This is a genomic window from Methylobacterium pseudosasicola, from assembly GCF_900114535.1.
Classification (GTDB): Bacteria; Pseudomonadota; Alphaproteobacteria; order Rhizobiales; family Beijerinckiaceae; genus Methylobacterium; species Methylobacterium pseudosasicola.
Genome location: NZ_FOTK01000040.1, coordinates 1 through 26,247, shown reverse-complemented (window position 1 = coordinate 26,247; position 26,247 = coordinate 1). Strand labels below are relative to the sequence as shown.

General features: G+C 67.4%; 27 protein-coding genes and 1 pseudogene. 11 read left to right on the top strand and 17 right to left on the bottom strand.

Annotated elements, in window-relative coordinates; all coding sequences use genetic code 11:
• Positions 1-18 precede the first annotated feature (18 nt).
• Both BM228_RS26905 and BM228_RS26900 read right to left on the bottom strand, forming a co-directional pair.
• The gene (locus BM228_RS26905; protein WP_092045477.1) at positions 19-495 is read right to left on the bottom strand and encodes a Tat pathway signal protein; all 477 of its coding nucleotides are present in this window, start codon (positions 493-495) and stop codon (positions 19-21) included.
• Positions 496-558: 63 nt separating this feature from the next.
• A complete protein-coding gene (locus tag BM228_RS26900; RefSeq protein WP_092045420.1) occupies positions 559-1,050 on the bottom strand; it encodes a hypothetical protein in 492 nt (163 codons plus the stop codon).
• 423 nt (positions 1,051-1,473) lie between these two features.
• On the opposite strand from BM228_RS26900, the gene BM228_RS26895 reads away from it, so the two are divergent.
• The gene (locus BM228_RS26895; RefSeq protein WP_039902549.1) at positions 1,474-1,902 is read left to right on the top strand and encodes an Hsp20 family protein; all 429 of its coding nucleotides are present in this window, start codon (positions 1,474-1,476) and stop codon (positions 1,900-1,902) included.
• A 148-nt stretch (positions 1,903-2,050) separates the two neighbouring features.
• Positions 2,051-2,335 carry a BQ00720 family protein gene (locus BM228_RS26890; protein ID WP_092045418.1) on the top strand — a complete coding sequence of 95 codons (285 nt, stop codon included), beginning with the start codon at positions 2,051-2,053 and terminating at the stop codon, positions 2,333-2,335.
• Positions 2,336-2,345: 10 nt separating this feature from the next.
• On the opposite strand, the gene BM228_RS26885 is transcribed toward BM228_RS26890, so the two are convergent.
• Positions 2,346-3,113 carry an alpha/beta fold hydrolase gene (locus BM228_RS26885; RefSeq protein ID WP_092045416.1) on the bottom strand — a complete coding sequence of 256 codons (768 nt, stop codon included), beginning with the start codon at positions 3,111-3,113 and terminating at the stop codon, positions 2,346-2,348.
• A gap of 170 nt (positions 3,114-3,283) precedes the next feature.
• On the opposite strand from BM228_RS26885, the gene BM228_RS26880 reads away from it, so the two are divergent.
• The 3 genes from BM228_RS26880 (at position 3,284) to BM228_RS26870 (ending at position 6,144) form a co-directional block, all read left to right on the top strand.
• On the top strand, positions 3,284-4,507 hold the full coding sequence (locus tag BM228_RS26880) for a glycosyltransferase family 4 protein (protein WP_092045475.1): 1,224 nt from the start codon (positions 3,284-3,286) through the stop codon (positions 4,505-4,507).
• Positions 4,508-4,745: 238 nt separating this feature from the next.
• The gene (gene infC / locus BM228_RS26875) at positions 4,746-5,267 is read left to right on the top strand and encodes a translation initiation factor IF-3 (protein WP_243944922.1); all 522 of its coding nucleotides are present in this window, start codon (positions 4,746-4,748) and stop codon (positions 5,265-5,267) included.
• 97 nt (positions 5,268-5,364) lie between these two features.
• Positions 5,365-6,144, top strand: coding sequence for a HesA/MoeB/ThiF family protein (locus BM228_RS26870; protein WP_092045415.1), 780 nt, complete (start codon positions 5,365-5,367; stop codon positions 6,142-6,144).
• Here BM228_RS26870 and BM228_RS26865 read toward each other — a convergent pair.
• The 7 genes from BM228_RS26865 to rpmI form a co-directional block, all read right to left on the bottom strand.
• Positions 6,133-7,014 carry a DUF1186 domain-containing protein gene (locus tag BM228_RS26865; RefSeq protein ID WP_092045413.1) on the bottom strand — a complete coding sequence of 294 codons (882 nt, stop codon included), beginning with the start codon at positions 7,012-7,014 and terminating at the stop codon, positions 6,133-6,135. The genes BM228_RS26870 and BM228_RS26865 overlap by 12 nt on opposite strands.
• A gap of 10 nt (positions 7,015-7,024) precedes the next feature.
• A complete protein-coding gene (gene pheT, locus BM228_RS26860) occupies positions 7,025-9,445 on the bottom strand; it encodes a phenylalanine--tRNA ligase subunit beta (RefSeq protein ID WP_092045411.1) in 2,421 nt (806 codons plus the stop codon).
• Between the two features lie 18 nt (positions 9,446-9,463).
• Positions 9,464-9,946: a hypothetical protein gene (locus BM228_RS26855; RefSeq protein ID WP_092045409.1), complete on the bottom strand. Its 483-nt coding sequence runs from the start codon at positions 9,944-9,946 to the stop codon at positions 9,464-9,466.
• On the bottom strand, positions 9,946-10,245 hold the full coding sequence (locus BM228_RS26850; protein WP_092045407.1) for a hypothetical protein: 300 nt from the start codon (positions 10,243-10,245) through the stop codon (positions 9,946-9,948). Before BM228_RS26850 ends, BM228_RS26855 begins: the two co-directional genes overlap by 1 nt.
• 23 nt (positions 10,246-10,268) lie before the next feature.
• Positions 10,269-11,351, bottom strand: a complete 1,083-nt coding sequence (gene pheS / locus BM228_RS26845) for a phenylalanine--tRNA ligase subunit alpha (protein ID WP_092045405.1) — start codon at positions 11,349-11,351, stop codon at positions 10,269-10,271.
• 182 nt (positions 11,352-11,533) lie between these two features.
• On the bottom strand, positions 11,534-11,911 hold the full coding sequence (gene rplT / locus BM228_RS26840; RefSeq protein WP_007561402.1) for a 50S ribosomal protein L20: 378 nt from the start codon (positions 11,909-11,911) through the stop codon (positions 11,534-11,536).
• A gap of 50 nt (positions 11,912-11,961) precedes the next feature.
• Positions 11,962-12,165 carry a 50S ribosomal protein L35 gene (gene rpmI / locus BM228_RS26835; protein WP_007561407.1) on the bottom strand — a complete coding sequence of 68 codons (204 nt, stop codon included), beginning with the start codon at positions 12,163-12,165 and terminating at the stop codon, positions 11,962-11,964.
• Between the two features lie 384 nt (positions 12,166-12,549).
• Between rpmI and BM228_RS26830 the strand changes: the two genes are divergently transcribed.
• Positions 12,550-13,680, top strand: a complete 1,131-nt coding sequence (locus BM228_RS26830) for a glycosyltransferase family 4 protein (protein ID WP_092045403.1) — start codon at positions 12,550-12,552, stop codon at positions 13,678-13,680.
• A gap of 148 nt (positions 13,681-13,828) precedes the next feature.
• Positions 13,829-16,171 (top strand): amylo-alpha-1,6-glucosidase, encoded by a 2,343-nt coding sequence (locus tag BM228_RS26825; protein ID WP_092045401.1) that lies wholly within the window; start codon positions 13,829-13,831, stop codon positions 16,169-16,171.
• Between the two features lie 55 nt (positions 16,172-16,226).
• Here BM228_RS26825 and BM228_RS34875 read toward each other — a convergent pair whose 3' ends face one another.
• Positions 16,227-16,526 (bottom strand): PilZ domain-containing protein, encoded by a 300-nt coding sequence (locus BM228_RS34875; protein WP_167367838.1) that lies wholly within the window; start codon positions 16,524-16,526, stop codon positions 16,227-16,229.
• A 252-nt stretch (positions 16,527-16,778) separates the two neighbouring features.
• On the opposite strand from BM228_RS34875, the gene dapE reads away from it, so the two are divergent.
• A complete protein-coding gene (gene dapE, locus BM228_RS26815) occupies positions 16,779-17,981 on the top strand; it encodes a succinyl-diaminopimelate desuccinylase (protein ID WP_092045397.1) in 1,203 nt (400 codons plus the stop codon).
• Here the strand turns inward: dapE and BM228_RS34110 are convergent.
• The 5 genes from BM228_RS34110 to recR all read right to left on the bottom strand — a co-directional run bounded on the left by BM228_RS34110 (position 17,933) and on the right by recR (position 22,282).
• The gene (locus BM228_RS34110; RefSeq protein WP_139234217.1) at positions 17,933-19,252 is read right to left on the bottom strand and encodes a hypothetical protein; all 1,320 of its coding nucleotides are present in this window, start codon (positions 19,250-19,252) and stop codon (positions 17,933-17,935) included. The genes dapE and BM228_RS34110 overlap by 49 nt on opposite strands.
• Positions 19,253-19,348: 96 nt before the next feature.
• Entirely contained in the window at positions 19,349-20,101 is a 753-nt protein-coding gene (gene truA, locus BM228_RS26810) for a tRNA pseudouridine(38-40) synthase TruA (RefSeq protein ID WP_092045395.1), read from the bottom strand.
• A complete protein-coding gene (fmt, locus tag BM228_RS26805) occupies positions 20,101-21,030 on the bottom strand; it encodes a methionyl-tRNA formyltransferase (RefSeq protein ID WP_092045393.1) in 930 nt (309 codons plus the stop codon). The genes truA and fmt overlap by 1 nt, the downstream gene beginning before the upstream one ends.
• Before the next feature lie 5 nt (positions 21,031-21,035).
• Positions 21,036-21,551 carry a peptide deformylase gene (def, locus tag BM228_RS26800; RefSeq protein WP_092045473.1) on the bottom strand — a complete coding sequence of 172 codons (516 nt, stop codon included), beginning with the start codon at positions 21,549-21,551 and terminating at the stop codon, positions 21,036-21,038.
• A 125-nt stretch (positions 21,552-21,676) separates the two neighbouring features.
• The gene (gene recR, locus BM228_RS26795; RefSeq protein WP_092045391.1) at positions 21,677-22,282 is read right to left on the bottom strand and encodes a recombination mediator RecR; all 606 of its coding nucleotides are present in this window, start codon (positions 22,280-22,282) and stop codon (positions 21,677-21,679) included.
• A gap of 416 nt (positions 22,283-22,698) precedes the next feature.
• On the opposite strand from recR, the gene BM228_RS26790 reads away from it, so the two are divergent.
• Positions 22,699-24,318 (top strand): phosphoenolpyruvate carboxykinase, encoded by a 1,620-nt coding sequence (locus BM228_RS26790; protein WP_092045389.1) that lies wholly within the window; start codon positions 22,699-22,701, stop codon positions 24,316-24,318.
• A 40-nt stretch (positions 24,319-24,358) separates the two neighbouring features.
• Here the strand turns inward: BM228_RS26790 and BM228_RS26785 are convergent, their stop codons facing one another.
• Positions 24,359-24,856, bottom strand: a complete 498-nt coding sequence (locus tag BM228_RS26785; protein WP_092045387.1) for a MarR family winged helix-turn-helix transcriptional regulator — start codon at positions 24,854-24,856, stop codon at positions 24,359-24,361.
• Positions 24,857-24,989: 133 nt separating this feature from the next.
• Here BM228_RS26785 and BM228_RS26780 point away from each other — a divergent pair, with 133 nt between their 5' ends.
• On the top strand, positions 24,990-25,868 hold the full coding sequence (locus BM228_RS26780; RefSeq protein ID WP_244537322.1) for a DMT family transporter: 879 nt from the start codon (positions 24,990-24,992) through the stop codon (positions 25,866-25,868).
• Between the two features lie 229 nt (positions 25,869-26,097).
• A pseudogene (locus tag BM228_RS35565) lies at positions 26,098-26,247 on the top strand (IS110 family transposase); the annotation flags it as partial.

Sequence of the window (26,247 nt, the reverse complement as noted above, 5' to 3'; positions counted from 1 at the left end):
TCCTTCCGACCGCCCGTATCAGCGGTCGAAGGCGGGTCCGGCCTTCGACTCGGTCTCGGTCCGGTCCAGGCAGGCCTCGCGGGCGGCCTCGCCGCCGTCGCAGGCCAACACATCGTTCAGCAGGACCCGGCCGACCTTGGCGCAGGCGATGCCCGGGAAGTCGAAGATCTTCACGGTGGTCTTGCGGGGCGGCAGGGGGCCGAGTTCCACGGCCACACGCTTCTGGGCGACCCCCTCCGGATCGAAGGCGAACAGGTCGACCTTGTAGGACTTGAGGCCGGTCCCCTTGGCATTGTCGACCACCAGGGTGACCCGGCAGGCCTCGCCCGCGGTCTCGAGCTTGTTGAGCTGCAGCTTCAGCGGCGTCTTCTCGGCCGCGGCGTCCTGCGCCAAAGCCGAGACGACCAGAAGCGCCGAGAGCGCGAGGCAGACCGCCGTATCGAGGGCGATCCGCCCGATCCGGCGGCGGTACAACGGGACGCTCAAGGCAACCACCAAACCGATTTCCTCTTCTCTTGGACCCGGCCGGAGCCGGGGTAGGCCGCCGCAGCGGCCGACTCAGTGAAGCACGACCCTGTGCGGGCAGGTCGCGGGTGCCAGACGTTCGGCCGCCGCATCGAGGGTGGCGACCGCGGCCCGCACCGCCGCGACTAGACGGGGCGCCGCGTCGCGACCGGTGATCTCGGCCGCGGCCTCTTCCAAATCCGCCCAGAGCCGGCGCCGGCCCCGGCCGATCAGCGCCACCAGGGCGCATTCGTGGCCGGTGACCCGGCAGCAGCTCGCCGGCATGAACGACCAATCATCCTCGCGCTCCGCCCGGAGCGCCCGGACGATCGCGACCACGCTGGCGACGAATCGACAACCCTCCGCCGGTCCGAGCAATTGCTCGGCGCCGTCGAAGGCGGCATTCCAGCAGGCGACGTCGCTGGTCATGTAGCCGGCGGCCACGAATCGGGCGACCGACAACGCCAGGATATCGGCCTCGTCGCCGCACACGTCGACGACACGCTGCATCGCCGCATGACTTGCCGGACTCGAAGGCGCGCTCATCGGGGCTCCGCTGATCCCGTCAGGGTCGGGAATAGTTGGCGCGCGCCCGTCCAGGCCGGACAATCGCCAGCGGGGGCAGTAGCCACGCTGGCTGCCGGGATCAAGAGCCGGCGAGAAAATCAGAGTAGTTCCAAACTGTTAGACCCAAGCGTAGCTGTTTCGGCTCTTGCTGAAACATCCCGGCATGATATGCCGAAACATCCCGCATGCCGGGTCTCGCCAGGTGCGAATAGTGATCGTGGGACGAAATTAACCCGTTCCCTTGATGGGGTTGGCCCCCTCGGCCATATCTCCGTGTTACCGGCGGCGTTCCGACCGGTGGAGCGCTGTCTTGTGCGGGCTCCATGGTGTCGAGGTGCTCGGAGATCCGGGGCTGCGGCTAGTCCCAGGGTCGGAGGCCTCGCTGTGAGGATGACGGCCGCAATGACTCGACCCTCGCCCTTCGGGCATCCGTTCCTGCTCGGCTTCGACGAGATCGAGCAGGCCCTCGATCGGGTCGCCAAGGGCGCCAACGACGGCTATCCGCCCTACAATATCGAGCGGCTGCCCCGCACCGAGCGGGAGCCCGAGCGCCTGCGCATCACCCTGGCGGTGGCCGGGTTCACCCGCGATCAACTCGACGTGATGCTGGAGGACAGCCAACTGGTGGTCCGCGGCCGGCAGGTCGAGGAGCGCGAGCGGCACTTCCTGCACCGCGGCATTGCGGCGCGGCAGTTCCAGCGCACGTTCCTTCTGGCCGACGGCATGGAGGTTCTGGGCGCGGACCTCGCCAACGGTCTGCTCTCGATCGATCTCGTCCGGCCCGAGCCCGACCGGATCGTGCGCAAGATCGATATCGGCGCCCGAGGCTAGATCGGTCGCGATTGCAAGGTCAGTCTGGACCCTGCGCGACGATGCCATAGGTCGATTGATTGGGCGCCGGAGATCCCCACATCAGGATGGAACCGCCGGTGCCTCCGGGACCGGAGGTAGACGCTCTGCCACCCCAGGAGGGCAAGACATGACGAACTTGAACGCATCGCCCCTGACCCCCGCCGATCTCGACCCGACCGAGTTCAACCCGGCCGATCTCGCCGCCCTCGGCGAGGGCCACATCGCCTACGTCCGGCCGATCCGGTCCGACGAGGTGCGCCGCCTGTTCCCGCAGGCGCCGGACCTGATGCCCGGCCTCGACCTGTTCGCCCTGCTTTCGGCAAGCGGCGAGCCGATCATGCTGGCGGATTCCCGGGACGTGGTGCTGGCCAATGCGGTCGCCCAGGACCTCCACGCCGTCAGCCTGCACTGACCCCTGTGGGTCAGGCGATCCCCGCCACCGCCGCCACGAGCCGCGCGATATCCTGCGGCCGTGACAGGCGGTGGTCGCCATCCGCGATCAGCGTGAGCACGGTGCCCTCGGCTGGGAGCCGGCCGACCGTCTTCAGGGCGTGCGCGTAGGGCACATCCGGGTCGCGCATGCCTTGCAGGATGTGGACCGGGCAGGCCGGATCGAACGGGCGTTCCAGCAGCCTGTTCCGGCGGCCATCCTCGATCAGCGCTAAGGTGATCGGATCGGGCTCGGGCGCGTAATCGCTCGGCCTGCGCAGGACTCCATCGCGCGTCAGAGCGGCGCGCGCCGGCTCATCGAGCTGCGACCAGATCAGGTCCTCGGTGAAATCAAGCGCCGGGGCGATCAGGACAAGCCCCGCGGTCTTATGACCGCGTGCCGCGCGATCCCGCGCGACCAGGGAGGCGATCCATCCGCCCATCGACGAGCCGACCAGGATCGGCGGCTCGATGACGTAGTGCGCCAGGACCGCCTGCGCGTCTTCGAGCCAGGACGAGATTGTGCAATCGGCGAAGTTTCCGCCGGATGCGCCGTGGCCGGCATAATCGAACCGGACCAAAGCGCGCTTCTGCTCGGCGGCCCAGGTGTCGAGGGCCGTCGCCTTGGTGGCGGTCATGTCGGAGCGGAATCCCCCGAGCCAGATGACGGGCGGCCCGGCGCCCTCGCGCACCCGTACGGCAATCTGCCGCGCGGCGGCTCCTTCGCCGACGCTGATGAAATTCGGCCCTGTATCGGTCATCGATCGCTCCGTTAGGCCACTATCGAACTTGGAGAAGTCCTTCCCTGACCGGGTCGGCTTCAACCTCCGTTTACCGGACCGTAAAGCGCGACCGCGATGCTGGGGCAATGGGTACGAGCACGGTGCAGATGCCGGCGGGAGGCTTGCGCTTCCTCGCCGATCGCGGGCGGATGGGTGATGTGACGCACGGCCTGTCGAGCTTCCCCGCCGAAATCAATGTTCTCGCGGGCGCCCGGGTGCTGCAGATCATCCCGGAGCTCGATGCCGGCGGTGCCGAGCGGACCACGGTGGACGTGGCCGCCGCCCTTGCGGCGGTGGGCGCCCGGGCGCTGGTCGCCACCGAGGGCGGGCGCCTGATCGGCGAGCTTCAGGCCAAGGGCGGCCACTGGCTGCGCTTCCCGGCCGCCTCAAAGAACCCGGCCCGCATGGCCTTGAACGTCGTGCGGCTCATGGCCCTGTGCCGGCGCGAGGGCGTGCAGATCATCCACGCCCGGTCGCGGGCCCCGGCCTGGGTGGCACTCGGCGCCGCCCGGCGCCTCGGGCTTCCCTTCGTGACCACCTATCACGGCAGCTATTCCGGCCGCACCGGCGTGAAGGTGCTGTACAATTCGGTGATGGCCCGGGGCGACGTGGTGATCGCCAATTCGCGCTACACCGCGGACCTGATCCACCGGCTCCATGCCGAGCAGGCCGGCGACCGGGTGCGGGTGATCCACCGGGGCACGGATCTCGCCGTCTTCAATCCGGTGTCGGTCGGCGCCGGCCGGGTCGAGGCCCTGCGCCGGGCCTGGAACGTGGCGCCGCACGAGCGGGTGATCCTGCTGGCGGCTCGGCTCACCGCCTGGAAGGGGCACCGGGTCCTGATCGACGCCGCCGCGCAGATGCGCGACCGGGGCGTTCCGGACCTTGCCGTGGTGCTCGCCGGCGATCCGCAGGGCCGGGCCTCCTACGAGCGCGAGCTCGATGCGCTGATCGCCGCCCGCGGCCTCGGCGGCATCGTCCGCCGTGTCGGCCATTGCACCGATATGCCGGCGGCATTCCGGGCGGCCTCCGTGGTCGCCGTGCCCTCCGTGGAGCCCGAGGCGTTCGGCCGCTCGGCCGTGGAGGCGCAGGCGCTCGGCACGCCCGTGGTCGTCTCCGATCTCGGGGCCGTCCCCGAGACGGTCCTGGCGCCGCCGGATGTCTCGGCCAGCCAGCGCACCGGCTGGCGCGTGCCGCCCGGCGATGCCGGCGCGCTCGCCGCGGCCCTGACCGAGGCCCTATCGCTCGGCGCCAGCGCCCGGGACGCGCTCGTGCGGCGCGGCCGCGCCCATGTCGAGGCGAACTTTTCGTTGGAGCGCATGACCGGCGATACGCTGGCTGTCTACGCGCACCTGCTCGGACGCCGCCCCTGATGGGGACGAATGCCGCGGTGGCCGGCGCCGGGAAAGTAAGCCGGCGTTTCAACGCGATGCCGATTCTTTCGCGCCGCGCGCCGACACCCCGTTGACTCTGGCCGGGCTTCCTCCAACGTAGTATGTCCGGGAGAGACCGGAGCGGCTGGCGGTCAGGAGATCCACGGAACGGGTCGTCCGATCCGCCGTTTCGTCGTTGCAGCAGGAGACCGAAGCCATTCGTAGACCGATGAGAGCCATGCCGGCCCCGCAGAAGGACGGGCCGCGCGCCAACCGCGACATCCGCGGGGTGCGGGAAGTGCAGCTGATCGACGATACCGGGCAGAACCGCGGCGTCGTCCCCTTCTTCGACGCGCTGACCCTCGCTGAGGAAGCCGGCCTCGATCTCGTGGAGATCGCGCCGAACTCGGTGCCGCCCGTCTGCAAGCTGCTCGATTACGGGCGCTTCCGCTTCAACGAGCAGAAGAAGCAGAACGAGGCGCGCAAGCGGCAGAAGACCGTCGAGGTCAAGGAGATCAAGCTCCGCCCCGGCATCGACAAGCACGATTACGACACCAAGATGAAGTCGGTGCACCGCTTCTTCGAGGAAGGCGACAAGGTCAAGGTGACCCTGCGCTTCCGCGGTCGTGAGATGGCTCACCAGGATATCGGCCTGCGCCTCCTGGAGCGCGTGAAGACCGAGACCGCCGAGATCGCCAAGGTGGAAAGCGAGCCGATGCTCGAAGGCCGCCAGATGATCATGATCCTGGCTCCGCGCTGATCCGGTTCCGAATCGCCGTTCACGCCGCCTCCTGACCGGGGCGGCGTTTGCGTGTCCGGCGCTTCCGTCGCGACGTTCGGGCGACTATCTCCTCCCCATGGCCCTGGCTCCCGACGAGATCGAACGCTACGCACGCCACCTCGTCCTGGCCGAGGTCGGCGGCCCCGGGCAGGCGCGCCTCAAGGCGGCCCGGGTGTTGGTCATCGGGGCAGGGGGGCTCGGCGCGCCGCTGATCCAGTATCTCGCGGCGGCCGGCATCGGCACGATCGGCATCGTGGACGACGACACCGTCTCGCTCTCGAACCTCCAGCGTCAGGTGATCCACGGCACGCCGGATCTCGGCCGACCCAAGGTCGAGAGCGCGGCCGAGGCGGTGGCGCGGCTCAATCCGCATGTGGAAGTAGTCCCGCACCCGTTCCGCATCACGCCGGACAACGCCGTCGACCTGATCGCGGGCTATGACCTCGTCGCCGACGGCTCCGACAATTTCGCGACACGCTACGCGGTCTCGGATGCCTGCTTCCACGCAAGGCGTCCGCTGGTGACGGCGGCGCTCGGCCGGTTCGACGGAACGCTCACCACCATCCGGGCGCACGAGACCGGTCCCGACGGCAAGCCGAACCCGACCTATCGCTGCCTGTTTCCGAACCCGCCGCCGCCGGGCAGCGTGCCCGCCTGCGCCGAGGCCGGGGTGCTGGGCGCGCTGGCTGGGGTGATGGGCTCGCTGATGGCTATGGAGGTGATCCGCGCCGTCGCCGCGTTCGGCGAACCGCTGGTCGGCCGCCTGCTGATGGTCGATGCCCGCTCGATGCGGTTCGAGACCTTGAGCTACGGCTGGGATCCGGACAACCCGCTGAGCGGCGCCTCAGCCGAGTAGGGCGCCAGGCGGCATCCAGGGACCCTCCGCCTCCTCCTTGCCGAGGCAGCACTTCTTGAATTTTTTCCCTGAGCCGCAGGGGCAGGGATCGTTGCGCCCGACATCCTTGAACGGGTTGCGCACCGGCTCGCCCGCGCCCTCCGCGGTCCAGTCGAGGGCTTCCACCGGGTCGTCGAGATAACCGTACTGGTAGGGGCCGAGCCGGTCCCGGTCGTCCGGCTTCGTCTCGGCTTTGCGCAGGGCCTCCTTGAACCAGTCGGCGTCGCTGATCTCGTCGGTGATCCGCCCGTCGGCCCGGGCAGCCGCGGCGCGGGGTGCGAGATCGCGGAAGCCCAGATGCGCGATCGCCTCCTCCCAGCCGACCCAGGCCGGCCCTTCCTCGACGGCCGCCTTCGCCTCGTCGAACCGGACCAGCAGGGCGTGCATCGCGTCGCGGTCGATCCGGCCCTCCAGGGTCAGGAAGGTGCAGGCCGACAGCAGCGCCATGCGGGTGAGGTCATCGACGGTGCTGTCGAGGATCAGCCGGAACAGGGGCTGGTGATCGCCGTCGAACAGGCTGGTCACGACCTTGGACAGGGTCGCCGTCACGGCGTCGCCCAGCACCGCGTCGAGCGTCTCCTCGTCCTGCCGGAGCAGCTTGAGGAGGGGCGCCAGGGCGCGCGTGTCCCGGGCCTGAGCCATGAGGTGCAGACCCCAGAACAGCAGGTTCTCCTGCTCCGGAGTCAGCTCGTCCCCCTTGGCCGCGGCCTCCAGCAGCGGCAGGGTCGCCTCGGCGATCTCGGCCGGGTGCGCCAGCGCCTCGCGCAGGGCCTTGGTCGGCCGATGCTCGGAGGCCGCCAGGTCTTCGATCAGCGCTGCGATTCGGCTCATGCGATCCTCCTCAGGCCCGCAGGGTCGCGCCGGTCCGGCGCGAGACCTCGGCCACGATCTTGGCGCTCACCGCCTCGATCTCGGCATCGGTCAGGGTGCGGTCCACCGGCTGCAGACGCACCGCGATCGCCACCGATTTCGAACCCTCCGGCACGCCGGTGCCCTCGTAGAGGTCGAACACCTCGACGCCGGTGACGAGCTTGCGCTCCGCCCCCTGGGCTGCCTTGACGATGTCGCCCGCCGGCACGTCGCGCCCGACCACGAAGGCGAAATCCCGGGACAGGGGCTGGAACTCGGACAAAGCCAGGGTGGGCTTGGCCTTGGTCGGCTTGTGCTTGGGCAGCGGCAGCGCGTCGAGCACGATCTCGAACGCCACGAGGCTGCCCTTGAGGTCGAGGGCCTGAAGGGTCCGCGGATGCACCTCGCCGAACCAGCCGATCTCGGATTTCGGGCCGAAGCGCAGGGTGCCCGAGCGGCCCGGATGGAGCCAGGACGGCCCGCCCGCGGTCACCTGAAGGCCGCCGGTCGGCACGCCGAGGCTGCCCAGCAGCGCCAGCGCATCGGCCTTGGCGTCGAAGACATCGACGGTCTTGGCCGATCCGTCCCAGTGGCGCCCGGCGCCCGCCAGAGTGGCGCTGTTCCGGCGCACCGCGGCGGCGCGGATGCTCTGGCCCTCCGGCTCGTCCGTGGCGAAGCACTGGCCCACCTCGAACAGGGCCGCGTCCGGGTAGCCCCGGTCGGCATTGCGCTGCGCCGCCCGCAGGAGTCCCGGCACGAGGCTCGGGCGCATGTCCGACAGTTCCGAGGCGATCGGGTTGGCCAGCACCAGATCGGCACCGCCGCCGCCGAACAACTCGGCGTCCACGTGCGGGACGAAGGACCAGGTCACCGCCTCCATCAGCCCGCGGCTCGCCAGGGCGCGTTTGGCGATGCGGGTGCGCTTCTGCATCACGGTGAGCAGCGGCCGGCCGATCCCGGCGAGCCGCGGCAGGGGCTTCGGCTCGATCCGGTCGAGGCCGGCGATACGCACGACCTCCTCGACGAGGTCAGCCTTGCCTTCCACGTCCGGCCGCCAGGACGGCGTCAGCACCTTCACCCGGTCGCCGGTGCCGGAGATGTGGAAGCCCAGCGTCTCCAGAATCAGCTTAATCTCGATCCGAGGCAACTCGATGCCGGCCAGCCGCCGCACCTCGGTCCACGGGAAGTCGATGATCCGCTCGGATTCCGGTGGCTCGCCGGCGATCTTCGCTTCGGACGGCGTGCCGCCGCAGAGATCCATCACAAGGCGGGTCGCCAAGTCGAGCCCAGGCAGCGTGAAGGCCGGATCGACGCCGCGCTCGAACCGGTAGCGCGCATCGGTGATGATGCCGAGGCGCCGGCCCGACTGGGCGATATTCGCCGGATCCCAGAGGGCTGATTCGATCAGCACGTCCGTGGTGGTCTCGTCGCAGCCGGAAGCCTGGCCGCCCATGATGCCGGCGATCGATTCGACGCCGGCCTCATCGGCGATCACCACCGTGTCGTCGGTGAGCGCGTGGGTGCGCCCGTCGAGCGCCAGCAGGCTCTCGCCGTCCCGCGCGCGCCGCACCGTCAGCTTGCCCGACACCTTGGCGGCATCGAACACGTGCAGCGGCCGGCCGCGGTCGAAGGTGACGTAGTTGGTGATGTCCACCAGCGCGTTGATCGGGCGCAGGCCGATCGCCCGCAGCCGGGCCTGCATCCAGGCCGGCGACGGGCTGTTCCTGACGCCACGTACCAGCCGCAGGGCGAAGAGCGGGCAGAGATGCCGGTCGGCCTGTTCGAAGGCCAGCTCGATCTCGACGGGGCAGGGGCCTTCGCCCCGCACGCCCGGCACGGCTTCGTGCTTGAGCGTGCCGATCCCGGCCGCCGCGAGGTCGCGGGCGATGCCGTGCACCGAGGTGCAGTCCGGGCGGTTCGGCGTCAGGTTGATCTCGATGACCGGATCATCGAGCCCGGCATAAAGCGCGTAGCCCTGGCCGACCGGCGCGTCCGCGGAGAGTTCGAGGATGCCGTCATGGTCCTCGCCGAGGCCGAGCTCCGCGCCCGAACACAGCATGCCATGGCTCTCGACGCCGCGGATCGTGCCCACCGACAGCGTGATGTTCTTGCCGGGCACATAGGTGCCGGGCGGCGCGAAGACCGAGACGAGGCCGGCCCGAGCGTTCGGCGCACCGCATACCACCTGCACCGGCGCGCCGGCGCCGGTCTCGACGGTGCAGACTCGGAGCCGGTCGGCGTTGGGATGCTGCTCGGCCGTCAGGATCCGGGCGACCACGTAAGGCTTGAGCGCCGCCGCCTTGTCCTCGACGCCTTCGACCTCAAGGCCGATCCGCGTCAGCGTCTCGGCGATGGTGTCGAGGGAAGCCTCGGTGTCGAGGTGTTCCTTAAGCCAGGAGAGGGTGAATTTCATCGATCGGAACCTTGCGGCTCAGGACAGCCGCGCTTTCGTTATGAGGAGGACGGCCAGCTTGCGCCGCTGGTCATCGCCAAGGGATTCGAGAGCCTCCACGGCCTCGCGGGCGCGAGCCAGGATCGCAAGGGTTTCGTTCCGGCTCACCGGGAGAGCCGGCGAGCTGTAATCGGCCAGATGCCGGCGCTCCTGAAGAACCGTGAAGGTGGCACCGATCCTGGCCACGTCCGGTGCGATCTGCGCAGCTTCCGGGGATGTCAGACGCTTCCTGATTTGGCCGTGGTCGAGCATGCGGTAGACGGATTCTAGTTCGGCGCTCCGCTTCCAGCCGACGATGACGCTCGCGCATACAAAACAGAAGGCGTGGAACACCGCATAATAGGCGCTGCTCACCGCCCGCCGCATCGCAGCCTTACGCAAGTTTATCCGGCCGCTCTGGCGCGCCAAGCTCTCTGCCACGTCGAGAAGATCGTAGACGAGGGGATTGCCGAGACGCGACATTACGGCTTCTCAAGCTCCTCGTCGTCGGCCAGCACCTCGTCGTCGGGATATTCGACGTTCAGGTAGGGGAAGCGGTCCTCGCCGCGTTCCAACAACTTCATCCGCAGATCGGCATTGGCGCCGTTCAGACGCCTGCCGTCGGTGACACCAGATCCTGGCTTGAACACCGCCTTGAGGAACCATGAGGGTTCACCGGCATGATCGAAGCCGGGCCGCACTTCGACCCGCTCATAGCCGGAACTTCCCAGCGTCCGAGACAGGATCTCGTTGGCAATCGTGCGGATCTCGCCCTCGGTCATCGTGGCCGCCTCCCGCTCGCGCCTTACCCTGTCAAACCACCGATCAAACTCGGCACGTCCAGCGGCCGGAAGCCGTAATGGTCGAGCCAGCGGACATCCGCCTCGAAGAACGGCCGCAGGTCCGGCATGCCGTATTTGAGCATCGCGATGCGGTCGATTCCGACCCCGAAGGCGAAGCCCTGGACCGCGTCCGGATCGAGGCCGCAATTGCGCAGGACGTTCGGGTGCACCATCCCGCAACCGAGGATCTCCAGCCAGTCAGTGCCCTCGCCGAAGCGGATCTCGCCGCCCTTGCGGGAGCACTGGATATCGACCTCGGCCGACGGTTCGGTGAAGGGGAAGAACGATGGGCGGAAGCGCATCTTCACGCCGTCCACCTCGAAGAACGCCTTGCAGAATTCCTCCAGCACCCATTTCAGGTTGGCGATGTTGGCCGCGGTGTCGATCACCAGCCCCTCGACCTGATGGAACATGGGCGTGTGGGTCTGGTCGGAATCGTGCCGGTAGGTCCGGCCCGGGATGATCACCCGGATCGGCGGCGTCTGCGACCGCATCGTGCGGATCTGGACCGGCGACGTGTGGGTGCGCAGCACCTTGCGTTTGCCGGTATGGTCCGGCGCCAGGAAGAACGTGTCGTGCATCTCCCGGGCCGGGTGGCCGGGCGGGAAGTTGAGCGCGGTGAAGTTCAGCTCGTCGGTCTCGATATCCGGGCCCTCGGCCACGGCGAAGCCCATATCGGCGAAGATCGCGGTGATCTCGTCGATCACCTGCGTGATCGGGTGGATTCGGCCGCGCACCTCCGGCGCCTCGCGCAGGGGCAGCGTGACGTCGACCCGCTCGGAGGCGAGGCGGGCCTCCAGGGCAGCCTCGACCAGGGCGCTCTTGCGGACCGTGACGGCCTCCTGGACCCGGTCGCGCAGGCCGTTGATCAGGGGGCCGCGTTCCTTGCGCTCCTCGGGCGTCATCGAGCCCAGGGTCTTGAGCAGGTCCGAGACGCTGCCCTTCTTGCCGAGCGCGGCCACGCGTACCGCGTCGAGGGCGGCTTCGTCGGACGCCGCCGTCACCTGGGCCAGGAGATCGCGTTCGAGGGTGTCGAGATCGGTCATCGTTTTTTTCGAACTGGGTTGGCGGTCCGCGATCGCGGCATGCTTTTGCGCGCCGTTTGCATTCGCGCAAGTCAGGGCATCCGCGCAAACGGCGATACGCACCGCGGCAGCTCGGAAACGACGAAGGCGCAGCTCCCTGAGGAGAGCCGCGCCTTCCGTCCGCTTGCGCGGGAGATTGAGCCTCAGGCGGCCTTGGCGGTGGTCTCGGGGAGGGCGGCCTTGGCCTTCTCGACCACGGCGGCGAAGCTCGCCGGCTCGTGGATCGCCAGCTCCGACAGCGCCTTGCGGTCGACGACGATGCCGGACTTCGCCAGACCGTTGATGAAGCGCGAGTAGGTCAGGCCGTGCTCGCGCACTGCCGCGTTGAGGCGCTGGATCCACAGGGCGCGGAACGTGCGCTTCTTATTCTTGCGGTCGCGATAGGCATACTGCATGCCCTTCTCGACCGCCTGCTTGGCGATGCGGATCGTATTCTTGCGCCGGCCGTAATAGCCCTTGGCGGCCTTCAGAACTTTTTTGTGCTTCGCGTGACTGGTCACGCCGCGCTTGACGCGGGCCATCGGTTATCTCCTGGTTTCGACGAAAGACAGTGGCAACGGGTGTCGAAGGCTTACCGCGCGTTCGGCAGGAAGTACTTCTTCACGTTGGCGGCATCGCCCTCGAACAGGGTCGTGGTGCCGCGCAGGTTGCGGATCTGCTTGGTCGTCCGCTTGATCATCCCGTGGCGCTTGCCGGCCTGGGCGTACATCACCTTGCCGGTGCCGGTGATCTTGAAGCGCTTCTTGGCGCCCGATTTGGTCTTCAGCTTGGGCATTTGGCTCTCCGTTGCGCGAAAATCCCTCCGGACCGACCCGTGAGGGTCGGATGAGGTGTGCGCGATGATGCTTCTGGTGGAGCAGCACGAGCCGCCACGGCAGCCCTATCGGCCGGGCGGTTCGACGCGGGGCGGCTTATGACAGAAACCCGCAGCGACGGCAACGGCTTCCGCCTCGGCTCGGCACGGCTGCCGCGAGACCGATCCTAGTCCACGAGGGGGGCGGGGTTCGGGGAATGCGGGGATAGGTCCCGCGCCGCACAAAACGCGCAGCGACACTGTCTGGCGGAGGAACCATAACCTTGGCCGTCGGTTTCATTCATGTCCCGCTCAGGCCGGCAGGGTTAGACCCCCCGTCAAATACGGCCAACCAGGAGACACTTCGTGCGCATTGCCCAGATCGCTCCGTTGTCGGAGGCCGTCCCTCCGAAGTTCTACGGCGGCACCGAGCGCGTCGTCAGCTGGATCACAGAAGAACTGGTCCGTCAGGGCCACGACGTCACCCTGTTCGCCAGCGGCGATTCGGAGACGTCGGCGAAGCTCGCCGCCTGCACGCCCGAGGGCCTGCGCCTGCTCGGCTACCGGGATCACACCGCCAGCCATTTGGCCATGCTGCACCAGGTGCATCGCCGGGCGCACGAATTCGACATCCTCCACTTCCACATCGACCTGCTTCAGTATCCGATGTTCGAGGATCTGAACCACAAGTGCATCACCACGATGCACGGCCGCCTCGACGTGCCGGACTTCATGCCGGTTTACCGCACCTTCACCGGCATGCCGCTCGTGTCGATTTCCGACAACCAGCGCGAGCCGATGCCGCCGAACGTCAATTGGCTGTCGACGATCCATCACGGCCTGCCGTCGCAGAACTGCCCGTATCACCCGGAAGCCAAGGGCGGCTACCTGGCGTTCCTCGGCCGCATCTCCCCGGAGAAGCGCCCCGACCGCGCCATCGAGATGGCGATCCGCTCGGGCACGCCCCTCAAGATCGCCGCCAAGGTCGACAAGGCGGACCAGGATTACTGGGACGAGGTCATCGAGCCGATGACCCACCATCCGCTGGTCGAGTATATCGGCGAGATCAACGAGGAGCAGAAGAAGGACTTCCTCGGCAACGCCCTGGCGCTCGCCTTCCCGATCGACTGGCCGGAGCCCTTCGGCCTGGTCATGATCGAGGCGATGTCGGCCGGCACGCCGGTGATCGCCTTCCGCAACGGCTCCGTGCCGGAAGTCATCAAGGACGGCGTGAGCGGCGTGCTCTGCCAGACCATGGACGACGCCGTCGAGGCGGTGGCCAAGGTCAAGGTCATGAGCCGCGAGGGGGTGCGCAAGCACTTCGAGAGCCAGTTCACCGCCGAGTGCATGGTCAAGAAATACGTCGCCGCCTACGAGGAGCTGCTCGCCCGCGGCGCCGACGTGATCCAGCTGCCGAAATCCGGCTTCACGCCCCATTACGGCGACGTGAACGGCTCGGCGCGGCCGTCGATCTCGGTTGCGGCGATGCCGGCGTAATCTCCGGCATCGGGCTTGCGAGACACGGCCGGCCCGGCCTAGCGTCGTAAAGGCGCCTCATCCGAATGGTCACGAGGGCCGCCGCATCAGAGCCGATGCGGCGGCCCTCTCGATTCGTACCCCTCACACGCACTCGGAGACGTTCTGCATGGCGGCGGAGAATACGGCGGCCCACAACGCGACCGCTCGGACACAGGCCAGCACCGTCAAGGTTGCGCCAGGCTTCCAGGACGCCGACGATGTGCTGCCGACCTATCACATCGAGGCGCACACCTCGCTGGTGGAGCGGCCCCTAAGGGCGCTGAAATTCGGCGAGGCTTTCGGGGTCCTCGATTCCTACGGCGATATCGGCGTCCAGCCGGGGCCGGAGGGCCTGTATTTCCAGGACACCCGCTACCTCTCCCGGCTCGAAGTGACCGTGGAGGGACAGCGACCGCTGATGCTGTCCTCGGTGATGCAGGACGACAACGGCGCGCTCAGCGTCGACATGACGACGCCCGACATCCGCCTCGACGCCCATGACGAGACCTCGATCCCGCGTGAGACGATCGCGATCGAGCGCACCAAGTTCCTGTTCCGGGGCGCCTGCTACGACCGGATCGGCCTGCGCTCCTTCGATTCGAAGCACCGCCGCCTGCGCATCGCCGTCACCTTCGACGCGGATTACCGCGACCTGTTCGAGGTGCGCGGCACCGACCGCAAGGAGCGGGGCAAGCGCGGCGTGCTGGTGGCGAGCGATCGGGAGGTACAGTTCCGCTACGTCGGCCTCGACGAGATCGTGCGGACCACCTCGCTGCATTTCGGCCCGAAGCCGGACCAGATCGAGCCCGGCCGCGCGGTGTTCGACGTATCGCTGCCGCCGGAGGGGCGCGCCTCGCTGTTTATTCGCGTGGCCTTCGAAGCCCACCGGGCCTTCACCAAGCCGCCGAGCGACGAGATGGTCGGCGAGGATGCTGCCGCCAAGCTGACGCTCGCGGCCAATGTCGGCGGCGCCCGGCGTGAGCCGAAGGACCTCGCCGAGGGCATGATCTTCGCGCGCGCCTACCGCGATTCGCGCCGGGACCTGCGCGCGCTGACGGCTGGGATCACCACGATCATCTCGTCGAACGACCAGTTCAACGAGGGCCTGTGCCGGGCCACCGCCGACCTCTACATGCTAGCGAGCCGGACGCCCGAGGGGATCTACCCCTTCGCCGGCATCCCCTGGTATTCGACGGTCTTCGGCCGCGACGGCATCATCACAGCCCTGATGGCTTTGTGGATCGATCCGAAATTCGGCCGCGGCGTCCTGCGCTACCTCGCCTCGACCCAGGCCCAGGCGGTCGATCCCGCCGCCGACGCCCAGCCCGGCAAGGTGCTGCACGAGACCCGGCGGGGCGAGATGGCGATGCTCGGCGAGGTGCCGTTCCGCCACTATTACGGGACCATCGACGGCACGCCGCTCTTCGTGATGCTGGCCTGGGAATACTACGCCGTCACGGGCGATCTGGAGACGATCCGGGCGATCTGGCCGTCCCTCGAGCTCGCCCTCGACTGGATGGACCGCTACGGCGACCGGGACGGCGACGGCTTCGTCGAATACGCCCGCGACACCGACAAGGGCCTTGAGAATCAGGGCTGGAAAGACAGCCACGATTCGATCTTCCACACGGACGGCCAGCTCGCCAAGGGCCCGATCGCGCTCTGCGAAGTCCAGGGCTACGTCTATGCCGCCAAAACCGGCATGGCCAAGCTCGCGGCGCTCCTCGGGCACGACCCGATGGCCGAGCGGCTCTCGCTCGAAGCCACCGCCCTGCGCGAGCGCTTCGACGCGGCCTTCTGGAACGAGGAGATCGGCACCTACGCGCTGGCGCTCGACGGCGCCAAGAAGCAATGCGCCGTGCGCTCGTCGAATGCCGGGCACGCCCTGTTCACCGGCATCGCCAAGCCGGAGCGGGCGGCGCGGGTCGCCGAGACCCTGCTGTGCAAGGACGGTTTCAACGGCTGGGGCGTGCGCACCATCGCCAAGGGCGAGGCGCGCTACAACCCGATGTCCTACCACAATGGCTCGATCTGGCCGCACGACAACGCCCTCGTTGCCATGGGTCTCGCCCGCTACGACCGCAAGCACGAGGCCGCGCGCATCTTCCAGGGGATGTTCGACACCTCGCTCTACCAGGACCAGAAGCGCCTGCCGGAGCTGTTCTGCGGCTTCATGCGCCGCAAGCAGCGCGGTCCCGTGGCCTATCCGGTGGCCTGCAGCCCGCAGGCTTGGGCGGCGGCGGCGCCGTTCGCGTTCCTGGCCGCTTGCCTCGGCCTGGAGCTCGATCACGACCGCAACAGCGTCCGGCTCAAGAACCCGATCCTGCCGGGCTTCCTCGACGGCGTGACGCTCTACAACGTCAAGCTGGGGTCCTCGCGCCTGGACATCCGGTTCCAACGCTACGACGACGACGTCACGGTCTCGGTGCTCCGCCGCCAGGGCGACGTGCACGTGGTGGTGACGAAGTAGGTCTCCGATCCCGCCGCAGCCTCTAGATCGGGCTGCGGCGGCGCGCGGCCGGATCTCAGGACTCGCCGGCTTTCGGCAGATCGAGGACGATTCCGGCGGCGTCGGCGCGCTGCCAGACCCGGCGGACGGGATAAGTGGTGTCGTGGCCGGGCACCGAGAGGGTGAAGGTCTGCGGCAGGCGATGCCGGCGGGAGACCGACAGTTTGGCACCGCCCGGCGACATGTCCCGCAGGATGCAGCTGAAAGACTCACCATCGGGACATCGGATCGTCGCCGGGATCAGGACCTCCCGCCGCTGGCCGTCGCGCCTGTTGGCCGCGGTATCGACTGGAAAGCCGGTCTTGTTGCCCCTCATGGCGCCATCCCATTGCGCTCTATTCAATTGCGCAAACAATGCCGCCGCAACGACTGACAAAGTCTGACTGCGCCGCCCGTCAGGTCTGACTTCACGCACTCGTGTAAGATGCGCCCGGGCAAAGGCGCCGCGAGACCGACGACGCTCTGCGGTAGCAGGTTCCTTTGTGGCCTCGAGTCCGGATACGAATCTCCGGACCGCCCGACTTGGTGTAAGGGGCATCGCCAGACCCTCCCTCCCGGGACTCGCCCCATGCCGGCCGACCATTCCGCCCTGTCGCTCGCCCAAGAGCTGATTCGCTGTCCCTCGGTGACGCCGGAGGATCGCGGCGCCCTCGACGTGGTGGCGCAGGCGCTGGAAGCGGTCGGTTTCGCGATCGAGCGGCCGGTCTTCTCCGAGCCCGGCTATCCCGACACCCCGAACCTCTACGCCCGGCTCGGCGCGCGCGGCCCCTGTCTGGTCTTCGCCGGCCATACCGACGTGGTGCCGGCTGGCGAGGGGGCCTGGCGCCACGGCCCGTTCGAGGCGGCAGTGGCGGACGGTCTGCTCTACGGACGCGGGGCCGCCGACATGAAGGGCGGCATCGCCTGCATGCTGGCCGCGACCCTGGCCTTCGTCCAGCGCTGGGGCGGCGCGTTTCCGGGCTCCATCGCCTTCCTGATCACCGGCGACGAGGAGGGGCCGGCGGTTAATGGAACGGTCAAGCTTCTGGACTGGGCCCGCGCCCGGGGCGAGCGCTTCGACCATTGCCTGCTGGGCGAGCCGACCAATCCGGGGCGGCTGGGCGAGATGATCAAGATCGGCCGCCGCGGCTCGCTCACCGGCAAGCTCACGGTGCTGGGGCGCCAGGGCCACGTCGCCTATCCGCACAAGGCCGAGAACCCGATCCCCGGGCTGCTGCGGCTCGCCTCGGCGCTGGTGGCCGAGCCTCTCGACGGCGGCACGGCCCATTTCGACGCCTCGAACCTCGAATTCACGACGATCGACGTCGGCAACCCCGCCACCAACGTGATCCCAGCCACCGCCCGGGCGACCTTCAACGTCCGCTTCAACGACGACTGGACCGCCGCCAGCCTCGGCGCCGAACTCCACAAGCGGCTGGAGCAGGCGGCCGGCAACGCGGTACGCTTCACCCTCGATCTGCAGCCCTCGAACGCCCCGGCCTTCCTGACTCAACCGGACGCCTTCGTGGATCTCGTCTCCCGAGCGATCGAAGCCGAGACCGGCCTCACGCCGACGTTGTCCACCACCGGCGGCACCTCCGATGCCAGATTCATCAAGGATGCCTGTCCGGTGATCGAATTCGGCCTCGTCGGCGAGACCATGCATCAGGTCGATGAATGCGTGGCGGTGGCGGATCTCAACCGGCTGACGGCGATTTATGAGCGGGTGTTGGAGACGTACTTTTATGCTGGAGCAGAACTAGTATCGCTCGATGCTGGGTTAGATCCTTGACTGTACCGTCCCGTATTCGGGAACCTCCGGCTATCGGAGCCGATCCGATTTCCGATGCGAATGTATATTTGTCGCAGTCTATGAACGTGCGGATCGTCTAGTCTAACTACTATATTAGCTATAATTTCACTCGTAATTTCAGGTGATTGCTTCGTATTTGCATTATAATCGATGTTTTGTTCGGGGCACGCCTGAATAGGGAGCAGGATTGCCCCAATCTTACGCAGTAATTGATCGTCTCGACAATTATCATCGAGTGCTGCACGTTCCAGGTCGAAAAGAGTTCGAATTCCGATCCGCCAAAGCTTAACAAGGGCCTCTGGACCAACCGAGCAGCATAGTTGTGCCTGAGCAACCCAGTCCATAATCTGGTAAACCCCGAATGGAGTCTCAACAAATAACATCAATGGATTTGCGGTTGCAAGATTTTGGGTTGAGCGGATATGATAGTCTGCCAAGCGATCCCGAGTTTCCGTATCAATTCCGTCGATAATTTCGACCGGAGTTGTTAAAGACGATTTGTAGATGTCGCGGTTCTCGCGCTTGAAATTTCCAAGATCACTTCGCCACAGGATCGTCCGAGTGGCGCTATCAGGCAAATAACCAATAGCAAATGAGAATAAAAGCACGGCGGAAATAACGCTTTCGTGAAGCATTGTTGCATTTGCTAACGGATTTAGGACGACGCAGGTGAGTATTTGCGCGCCAATAATTCCAACCAAAAGATTGTTGCAGGCGCCAACTAATGACATTGGGCTGAAGTCAAAATTATTGATAGCCCTATAAAAACTTCGGATCATAAAAACATAGCCTCCGCTTAATGATGCGCAAAGACTCCACACCCACATCGGCGTAGGTTCCATATCCAGGGAGGGCTTCTGATTTGTTGATGCACCAAGGGATTTTCCGACAAAATCAAAAACGTATGGTTCGATCGACATAACTGCAAGATATGATAATAAAAATAGCAGAAGTATAAGTGGAACTGCACCAATCAGCCAGGATGACAACGAATGATCTCGGGGTTCTTCATCGTTATCTTCGCCGACACGATGAAAGAAGTATTTGTACTTCACGAATTCAAAAGATGGAATTGGCCCCTCATTACGGGAGTCTGGCAGTGTGAACACTGCTGCTAAATCACGAACAACTTCTTGACGATTGATTTTAACAGCTTGCCTAATGCCAACAAATACAATTGGCGGAAGCGCGCTAAGTAGGATTGAAATAACTAATAATGTGACGTTATTTATCATATCAGAGGTCGCCATTTGAGTTGCGGCTCAACATGGGCGGTTAGAAATCGTCAGTCAACTATAGATTGACTAATTCACTGATTTTAGCGCCATACCAAACTTGAGGTATGTCTACGCGTAATCCACACCCACAAACGTCAGCCCACTCGCGGGCGCCAGCGGTCCGCACCGGCGCTTCTCGCCCGAGGCCAGGATGTCGGCCACGTCGTCGGCCGTGAGCCGTCCGCAGCCGGCGAGCATCAGCGTGCCGACCATGGCCCGAACCTGATGGTGCAGGAACGAACGCGCGCAGGTCGTCACCACGATCTCCTCGTGCAGCGCCATCGTGGCGCGCGCCACGTCGAGTTGCTCCAGCGTCCGCACGGGGCTGTTGGCCTGGCACTCGGCCGCCCGGAAGGCGGAAAAATCGTGGCGGCCGACGAGGCGTTGGGCGGCGTGATGCATCGCCTCCGGGTCGAGCGGCCAGGGCACGTGCCAGACATGGGCGCGGGTGAGTGCGGCGGGGCTGCGGCGGTTGAGGATGCGGTAGCGGTAGTGCCTGCGGATCGCCGAGTGGCGCGCGTCAAAACTCGGCGGGACGATTGCGGCGGAGAGCACGGCCACGGGTTGCGGCCGCAGATGGGCGTTGATGGCATCCCGCACCGTGTCGGTCCGCCAGTCCTTGGCGAGGTCGAGATGCGCGACTTGATGGATGGCGTGGACCCCGGCATCGGTCCGGCCGGCGCAGGTGAGCCGGCCATCCTCGCCGGAGAAGCGCGTTACCGCCGCTTCGATCGCGCCCTGGACGGTGGGTTCGTCGGCCTGACGCTGCCAGCCGCAGAACGGCGTGCCGTCGTACTCGATGACGAGCTTGTAGCGGGGCATCAGCCGAGGCTTGCGCCGGGCGCGATGCGCGCGCCGCGCACGAACTCGGCGCCGCTGGCGCTGCCGCCCTTGCCGGCCCGGCGCAGCTCCAGCAGCCGGACCGCGCCCTCGCCGCAGGCGACGAGGCCGTCGGCATCGAGGAGGGTTCCGGGCGCGCCCGCGCCGTCGCCGGGCGAGGCGCGAAGGACTTTCACCCGCTCGACTCCCTTGCCGAGATCGACCTCGAAGAAAGCCCCCGGGAACGGCGACAGGCCGTTGATCCGGTTCGCCGCCTGCGCGGCCGGCAGCGACCAGTCGATCCGCGCCTCGTCGTTGCCGATCTTGTGCGCGTAGACGACGCCCTCGGCAGATTGCGGCGTGAAGGTGAGATCGCCGGTTTCCAGGCGTTCGAGGGCCTGGGACATCAGCTCGGCCCCGAGCGGCATCAGCGCGTCGTGAAGCTCGCCGGCGGTCATGCCCGGCGCGATCGGGATGCGGCCTTCCAGGGCCACCGGCCCGGTATCGAGGCCGGCCTCCATGCGCATGATCCCGACGCCGCTCTCGGCATCCCCTGCCATCACGGCGCGCTGGATCGGCGCCGCGCCCCGCCAGCGCGGCAGCAGCGACCCGTGCAGGTTGAGGCAGCCGTGCTTGGACGCATCGAGGATCGCCTGCGGCAGCAGCATCCCGTAGGCCACCACGACGCCGATATCGGCCCCATGCGCCGCGAAGATCTCGGCCGCCTCGGGGGTGCGCAGGCTTGCCGGCGTCAGCACCGGGATCCCGAGGCTGTCGGCCAGCGCGTGGACCGGCGAGGGCCGCAGGCTCATGCCGCGGCCGGCCTTGGCGGGCGCGCGGGTGTAGACGGCCGCGATCGTGTGGCCGTCCTGCGCGAGCCGGGCGAGGGTCGGCACCGCGAAATCCGGCGTGCCCATGAAGACGACGCGCATCGGCGTCAGGCCGCGTCGCGCTTGGCCGCCTTGGTGAAGCGCTTGATCACCCGGTCCCGCTTCAGCTTCGAGATGTGATCGATGAACAGCACGCCGTTGAGGTGGTCGATCTCGTGCTGGATGCAGGTCGCCAGCAGGCCGTCCGCCTCGATCTCCTGCTCGTTGCCGTCGAGATCGCGGAACTTCACCCGGACCCGGTCCGGCCGCTCGACCTCGGCATAGTATTCCGGGATCGACAGGCAGCCCTCGTCGTAGACCCGCTTCTCCTCCGAGGACCAGACGATCTCGGGATCGATGAAGACCCGCGGATCGCGCACGCCCTCTTCCTTCGAGGTGTCGATGGTCACGACCCGCTTGGCGACGCCGACCTGGATCGCCGCCAGCCCGACGCCCGGGGCGTCGTACATCGTCTCGAACATGTCGGCCACGAGGGTACGGATCTCGGGCGTGATCGGCCCGACCGGATCGGAATTGCGGCGCAGGACGGCGTCGGGGAGGATGACGAGCGGACGAATGGTCATGGCGGAAACCGGCGAGGGGAGCACCACAGTCGCGGACTCCGGGGATTCCGAGGCAATATGGCGTGGGTCGGGGCCGGTCAAATACCGTCGCTGCGCGTCGCGCCGACGCCGTGACGACAAGACGCTCAGAAGGCGGTGCGGCTGCGGATCGCCGCTGTGAGCGTCCCCTCGTCGAGATAGTCCAGCTCGCCGCCGACCGGGACGCCGTGGGCGAGGCGCGTCACCTTGCGGTCGAGGTGCCGAATCGATTCGGTGAGGTAATGGGCGGTGGTCTGGCCGTCGACGGTGGCGTTCAGCGCCAGGATGATTTCCTTCACCGCGGGATCGGCCGCGCGCTCCACGAGGCTCGCGAGGTTCAGGTGCTCGGGCCGCACGCCGTCGAGCGCCGACAGGACGCCGCCCAGCACGTGGTAGCGCGCCTTGACGGCCCCGGACCGCTCCAGGGCCCAGAGGTCCGACACGTCCTCCACCACCACGAGGGTTGAGGGGTCGCGCTCGGTATCCCGGCAGATCGTGCAGGGGTCGGAGGTGTCGACGTTGCCGCAACTTGAGCACACCACGATGCGCTCGGCCGCCACCCGCATGGCATCGGCCAGGGGCGCGAGCAGGGTCTCGCGCTTCTTGATGAGCTGGAGCGCGGCCCGCCGCGCCGAGCGCGGTCCCAGACCCGGCATCCGGGACAGAAGCTGGATCAGGCGCTCGATCTCGGGGCCGGCGACGGCTTGGGGCATCGTGCCTCTGTGTGCCTTTTGGCGGGGATCTACGGAACGTTCGGCAGGGCATAGCGGCCGGGGGGCGCCGCGCAAGGGCGCATCTGCGCCCACCGTCGATATGGGTATTTCCAGCCCACTTTGCCGCCGCCGGAATTAAGAATACCCAGATCCAACTGGTTACAGCAGGGGCTTGCTGCGATCATCACTGTGGTCAAAGCCGCTCATCCACGTTGCAGGCCCCCGCCAACACCCAGTAAGACGGCAACGCTTGGCCGCCTATCCAGTATGGGACCGGCCGGCGACCGGGGAACGGAGATCCAGCGTGCGGCGGTCCTGTCCGACTGCACGGACGTCCCCCGGTGCAATCCCGGATGCCGATGGCGTCCGGTCATGTCGCGTCGACGGCACGAACAGGGGCCCCGGGAGATACGCTCTTGACCAACATCGGTGATCACAACGCGGCCCACGATGCCGAGGCCGCTGGCTTCCGCGGGCTGAAGGCCGTCCATTGGAATTTCGAGGCGCCGCGCCTCTACGAGGAGGCGCTCGCCCGCAAGGAGGGCCAGCTCGCCCGCGGCGGCGCCTTCGTGGCGACCACCGGCAGCCATACCGGCCGCTCCCCCAAGGACAAGTTCGTGGTGCGCGATGCCGCCACCGAGAACGAGGTCTGGTGGGAGAACAACGGCGCGATCACGCCCGAGCAGTTCGCGACCCTGCATCAGGATTTCCTGAAGCATGCCGAGGGCAAGGAGCTGTTCGCCCAGGACCTCTTTGGCGGCGCCGACCCGGCCCACCGGGTGAAGGCCCGGGTCTTCACCGAGTTCGCCTGGCACTCGCTGTTCATCCGCAACCTGTTGATCCGGCCGGACCGTTCCGAGCTCGCCGCCTACGTGCCGGACCTGACGATCATCGACCTGCCGAGCTTCCAGGCGGATCCCGCCCGGCACGGCTGCCGGTCCAAGACCGTGATCGCCATCGATTTCTCCAAGAAGCTCGTGCTGATCGGCGGCTCGGCCTACGCGGGCGAGATGAAGAAGTCGGTCTTCACCTACCTGAACTACATCCTGCCCGGCCAGAACGTCATGCCGATGCACTGCTCCGCCAACGCGGCGCTCGACGCCGAGGGCGGCTCGGCGATTTTCTTCGGCCTGTCGGGCACCGGCAAGACGACGCTGTCGAACGATTCCTCGCGCCAGCTTCTGGGCGACGACGAGCACGGCTGGTCGGACGAAGGCATCTTCAACTTCGAGGGCGGCTGCTACGCCAAGACGATCCGCCTCTCGCGCAACGCCGAGCCCGAGATCTACGCCACCACCGAGCGCTTCGGCACAGTGATGGAGAACGTGGTGATCGACCCGGTGACCCGGGTGCCGGATTTCGATGACGGCTCGCTCACCGAGAACACCCGCTGCGCCTACCCGCTGGACTTCATCGCCAATGCCAGCGCCACCGGCCGGGCCGGGCATCCGAAGAACATCGTGATGCTGACCTGCGACGCCTTCGGGGTGATGCCGCCGATCGCCAAGCTCACCGGCGCCGAGGCGATGTACCACTTCCTCTCGGGCTACACCGCCAAGGTGGCCGGCACCGAGCGCGGCCTGACCGGGCCGGAGGCGACGTTCTCGACCTGCTTCGGCGCGCCGTTCATGCCCCGGCACCCGAGCGCCTACGGCAACCTGCTCCGCGACCTGATCGCCAAGCACAGTGTCGATTGCTGGCTGGTCAACACCGGCTGGACCGGCGGCGGCGTCGGCACCGGCCGGCGCATGCCGATCCGCGTCACCCGCCGGCTGCTGAGTGCGGCGCTCGACGGTTCGCTGGCCCAGGCCGAGTTCCGCCGCGACCCGTATTTCGGCTTCGCGGTGCCGGTCTCGGTCCCGGGCGTCGAGCCGCACATCCTCACCCCGGTCAAGACCTGGGGCAACAAGGGCGCCTTCGTCGAGACGGCGGCCCGGCTGGTGAAGATGTTCGACGACAACTTCAAGCGCTTCGAGGCCCATGTCGATGCCGACGTGCGCGCCGCCGGCCCGACCGCGCAGGCGATCGCCGCGTAAGCACGACACAGGGGCGGCGGCCGGAGCGGCTGCCGCCCGCTTACCCGAGTCCGGCAAGCAGTTTCGCGAGCAGCGCATTCAACATGCGCTGCTCGTCGTTTGTCAGGGCCGCCAGGATGCCGCGCTCGGTTTCGACATGGGCGGGCAGCACGGCGTCGATCAGTTCTTTGCCCGAATCGGTCAGCGCGACGAGGGTGCCCCGCCGGTCGGTCGGGTGTTTCTGCCGCTCGATCAGGCTGGCCTTTTCCAGGCGATCGATCCGCGCGGTCATCCCGCCCGATGAGATCATCGTCGCGTCGCAGAGCGCGGTCGGCGTCAGCGCGTAGGGCGCGCCCGACCGCCGCAAGGTCGCGAGCACGTCGAACTCGCCCTGCTGGAGGCCGAAGCCCGCGAAGGCCGGGTTGAGCCGGTCGCGGAGGATGACCTGCGCCAGCTCGGTCAGGCGGCCCAGAACCTCCATGGGAAACGGATCGAGATCGGGCCGCTCGCGGCACCATTGCACGACGGCACGGGAAGCTCGGTCCTGGAGGGGCGCCATCTCACGTTCCCTGATATCTTGACGTCGAGATACTTTGCGTCGAGATTTTAGGCGCGGAGGGTCCGGCAGGCAATCGCCCCGGCCTCTGAGCCGGACGTGGAGAAACGCGATGGATGCGACGGGCCGAACCATCATGCCTGCGGTCGCGCCGACGGCATACGGTCTGCTGCTGTCGACCGGAGCGCTGCTGGGGCTGACCACCGTCATGGCCGGCCTGGCCAGCAGTCTCGGCTGGCATCCGATCGGCTTCCTGTTCTGGTCGGCGCTGGGTGGCGGGCTCGTTCTTACGGCCGCCGCGGGCTTGGCGGGCGAGAGATTGAGGCCGTCCTCGGCCCTCCTGCGCTACGGGCTGTGGGCCGGGCTGCTGAGCTTCGCCCTGCCGAACATCCTGTCCTTCGCGGCGATCCTGCATGTCGGGGCCGGCTTCGTCGCGCTCTGCCTCGCCTTCCCGCCGCTGTTGACCTACGGCCTGGCGTTGGTTCTCGGGATGGATCGCGTCTCGGTTCCAGGCGTGGTCGGCATGGCGCTCGGGCTCGGCGGCGCGGTTCTGTTCGCGGCCTCGCGACTCACCGGTGCCGAGGGTGGAGGGATTTGGGCGGGGCTCGCGCTCGCGGCGCCGGTCAGCGTGGCCGCCGGCAACATCTATCGCACGGTGGCGTGGCCTACTGGTACGTCGCCGCGCCTGCTGGCGCCGGTGATGGTGCTGGTGGCCGCCGTGATGATCGGTGCCTACGCCATCCTGGCTGCCGTGCCGCTCTTCGCGGTGCCCGCGACCGGGACCTTAGCGCTGCTGCCGGTTCAGGCCGCGATCATCGCCGCCACCTACGGCCTGTTCTTCGTCCTTCAGAAGGTGAGCGGCCCGGTCGGGCTCAGCCAGATCGGCTGGATCGGCGCGATCACTGGCAAGGGCTTGGCGGTAACGTTGCTGGGCGAGAGCTTCCCGCCTGTCTTGGCTCTCGCGATCCCGCTGATCCTCGCAGGCATCGTCCTGGTCAGCCGGCGACCGCGTTGACGAAGGCGTGGCACGCGATGGCTGGAGCCACCTGTCCAATCCTCGCCCTCATCCTTGTAAGTCAGTCGGCGTCCGATCTGGTAAGGTCGGATCCGCGGCGACGGGCAGGACCCCGGCTCATCCTGGGGCTTTGAAGCCCGCACCTCAGCTTGGGAGCCTGCCCGTTCCTTCCACGACCCCGGACAGTCGCTCGGGCCGCAAGAGCCCGGTTGCGCAAGGGTGGGGCGGGATGGGACCGGTGTGTGTCGGGATCGACGTGTGCAAGGCGCGGCTGGACGTGCATGTCCTGCCGCAGGGTCAGGCGTTCGCGGTCGCCCGCGACGGCGCCGGCCTGAGCGATCTGGTGGCGCGCCTGCAGGCGCTGGGGCCGGATCTGGTG

What these genes read in the sequence shown, in the direction of transcription:
- BM228_RS26885 (WP_092045416.1), bottom strand. Translation starts at nt 3,113, where the DNA reads ATGACCGATACAGGGCCGAATTTCATCAGCGTCGGCGAAGGAGCCGCC.
- pheS (WP_092045405.1), bottom strand. Translation starts at nt 11,351, where the DNA reads ATGACCGATCTCGACACCCTCGAACGCGATCTCCTGGCCCAGGTGACG.
- BM228_RS26850 (WP_092045407.1), bottom strand. Translation starts at nt 10,245, where the DNA reads ATGACCGAGGGCGAGATCCGCACGATTGCCAACGAGATCCTGTCTCGG.
- BM228_RS34875 (WP_167367838.1), bottom strand. Translation starts at nt 16,526, where the DNA reads ATGAGGGGCAACAAGACCGGCTTTCCAGTCGATACCGCGGCCAACAGG.
- rpmI (WP_007561407.1), bottom strand. Translation starts at nt 12,165, where the DNA reads ATGCCCAAGCTGAAGACCAAATCGGGCGCCAAGAAGCGCTTCAAGATC.
- BM228_RS26880 (WP_092045475.1), top strand. Translation starts at nt 3,284, where the DNA reads ATGGGTGATGTGACGCACGGCCTGTCGAGCTTCCCCGCCGAAATCAAT.
- BM228_RS26900 (WP_092045420.1), bottom strand. Translation starts at nt 1,050, where the DNA reads ATGAGCGCGCCTTCGAGTCCGGCAAGTCATGCGGCGATGCAGCGTGTC.
- truA (WP_092045395.1), bottom strand. Translation starts at nt 20,101, where the DNA reads ATGCCCCGCTACAAGCTCGTCATCGAGTACGACGGCACGCCGTTCTGC.
- pheT (WP_092045411.1), bottom strand. Translation starts at nt 9,445, where the DNA reads ATGAAATTCACCCTCTCCTGGCTTAAGGAACACCTCGACACCGAGGCT.
- BM228_RS26870 (WP_092045415.1), top strand. Translation starts at nt 5,365, where the DNA reads ATGGCCCTGGCTCCCGACGAGATCGAACGCTACGCACGCCACCTCGTC.
- recR (WP_092045391.1), bottom strand. Translation starts at nt 22,282, where the DNA reads ATGCCCCAAGCCGTCGCCGGCCCCGAGATCGAGCGCCTGATCCAGCTT.
- BM228_RS26865 (WP_092045413.1), bottom strand. Translation starts at nt 7,014, where the DNA reads ATGAGCCGAATCGCAGCGCTGATCGAAGACCTGGCGGCCTCCGAGCAT.
- rplT (WP_007561402.1), bottom strand. Translation starts at nt 11,911, where the DNA reads ATGGCCCGCGTCAAGCGCGGCGTGACCAGTCACGCGAAGCACAAAAAA.
- BM228_RS26780 (WP_244537322.1), top strand. Translation starts at nt 24,990, where the DNA reads ATGCCTGCGGTCGCGCCGACGGCATACGGTCTGCTGCTGTCGACCGGA.
- BM228_RS26895 (WP_039902549.1), top strand. Translation starts at nt 1,474, where the DNA reads ATGACTCGACCCTCGCCCTTCGGGCATCCGTTCCTGCTCGGCTTCGAC.
- BM228_RS34110 (WP_139234217.1), bottom strand. Translation starts at nt 19,252, where the DNA reads ATGGCGACCTCTGATATGATAAATAACGTCACATTATTAGTTATTTCA.
- def (WP_092045473.1), bottom strand. Translation starts at nt 21,551, where the DNA reads ATGACCATTCGTCCGCTCGTCATCCTCCCCGACGCCGTCCTGCGCCGC.
- BM228_RS26855 (WP_092045409.1), bottom strand. Translation starts at nt 9,946, where the DNA reads ATGTCGCGTCTCGGCAATCCCCTCGTCTACGATCTTCTCGACGTGGCA.
- fmt (WP_092045393.1), bottom strand. Translation starts at nt 21,030, where the DNA reads ATGCGCGTCGTCTTCATGGGCACGCCGGATTTCGCGGTGCCGACCCTC.
- dapE (WP_092045397.1), top strand. Translation starts at nt 16,779, where the DNA reads ATGCCGGCCGACCATTCCGCCCTGTCGCTCGCCCAAGAGCTGATTCGC.
- BM228_RS26890 (WP_092045418.1), top strand. Translation starts at nt 2,051, where the DNA reads ATGACGAACTTGAACGCATCGCCCCTGACCCCCGCCGATCTCGACCCG.
- infC (WP_243944922.1), top strand. Translation starts at nt 4,746, where the DNA reads ATGCCGGCCCCGCAGAAGGACGGGCCGCGCGCCAACCGCGACATCCGC.
- BM228_RS26825 (WP_092045401.1), top strand. Translation starts at nt 13,829, where the DNA reads ATGGCGGCGGAGAATACGGCGGCCCACAACGCGACCGCTCGGACACAG.
- BM228_RS26785 (WP_092045387.1), bottom strand. Translation starts at nt 24,856, where the DNA reads ATGGCGCCCCTCCAGGACCGAGCTTCCCGTGCCGTCGTGCAATGGTGC.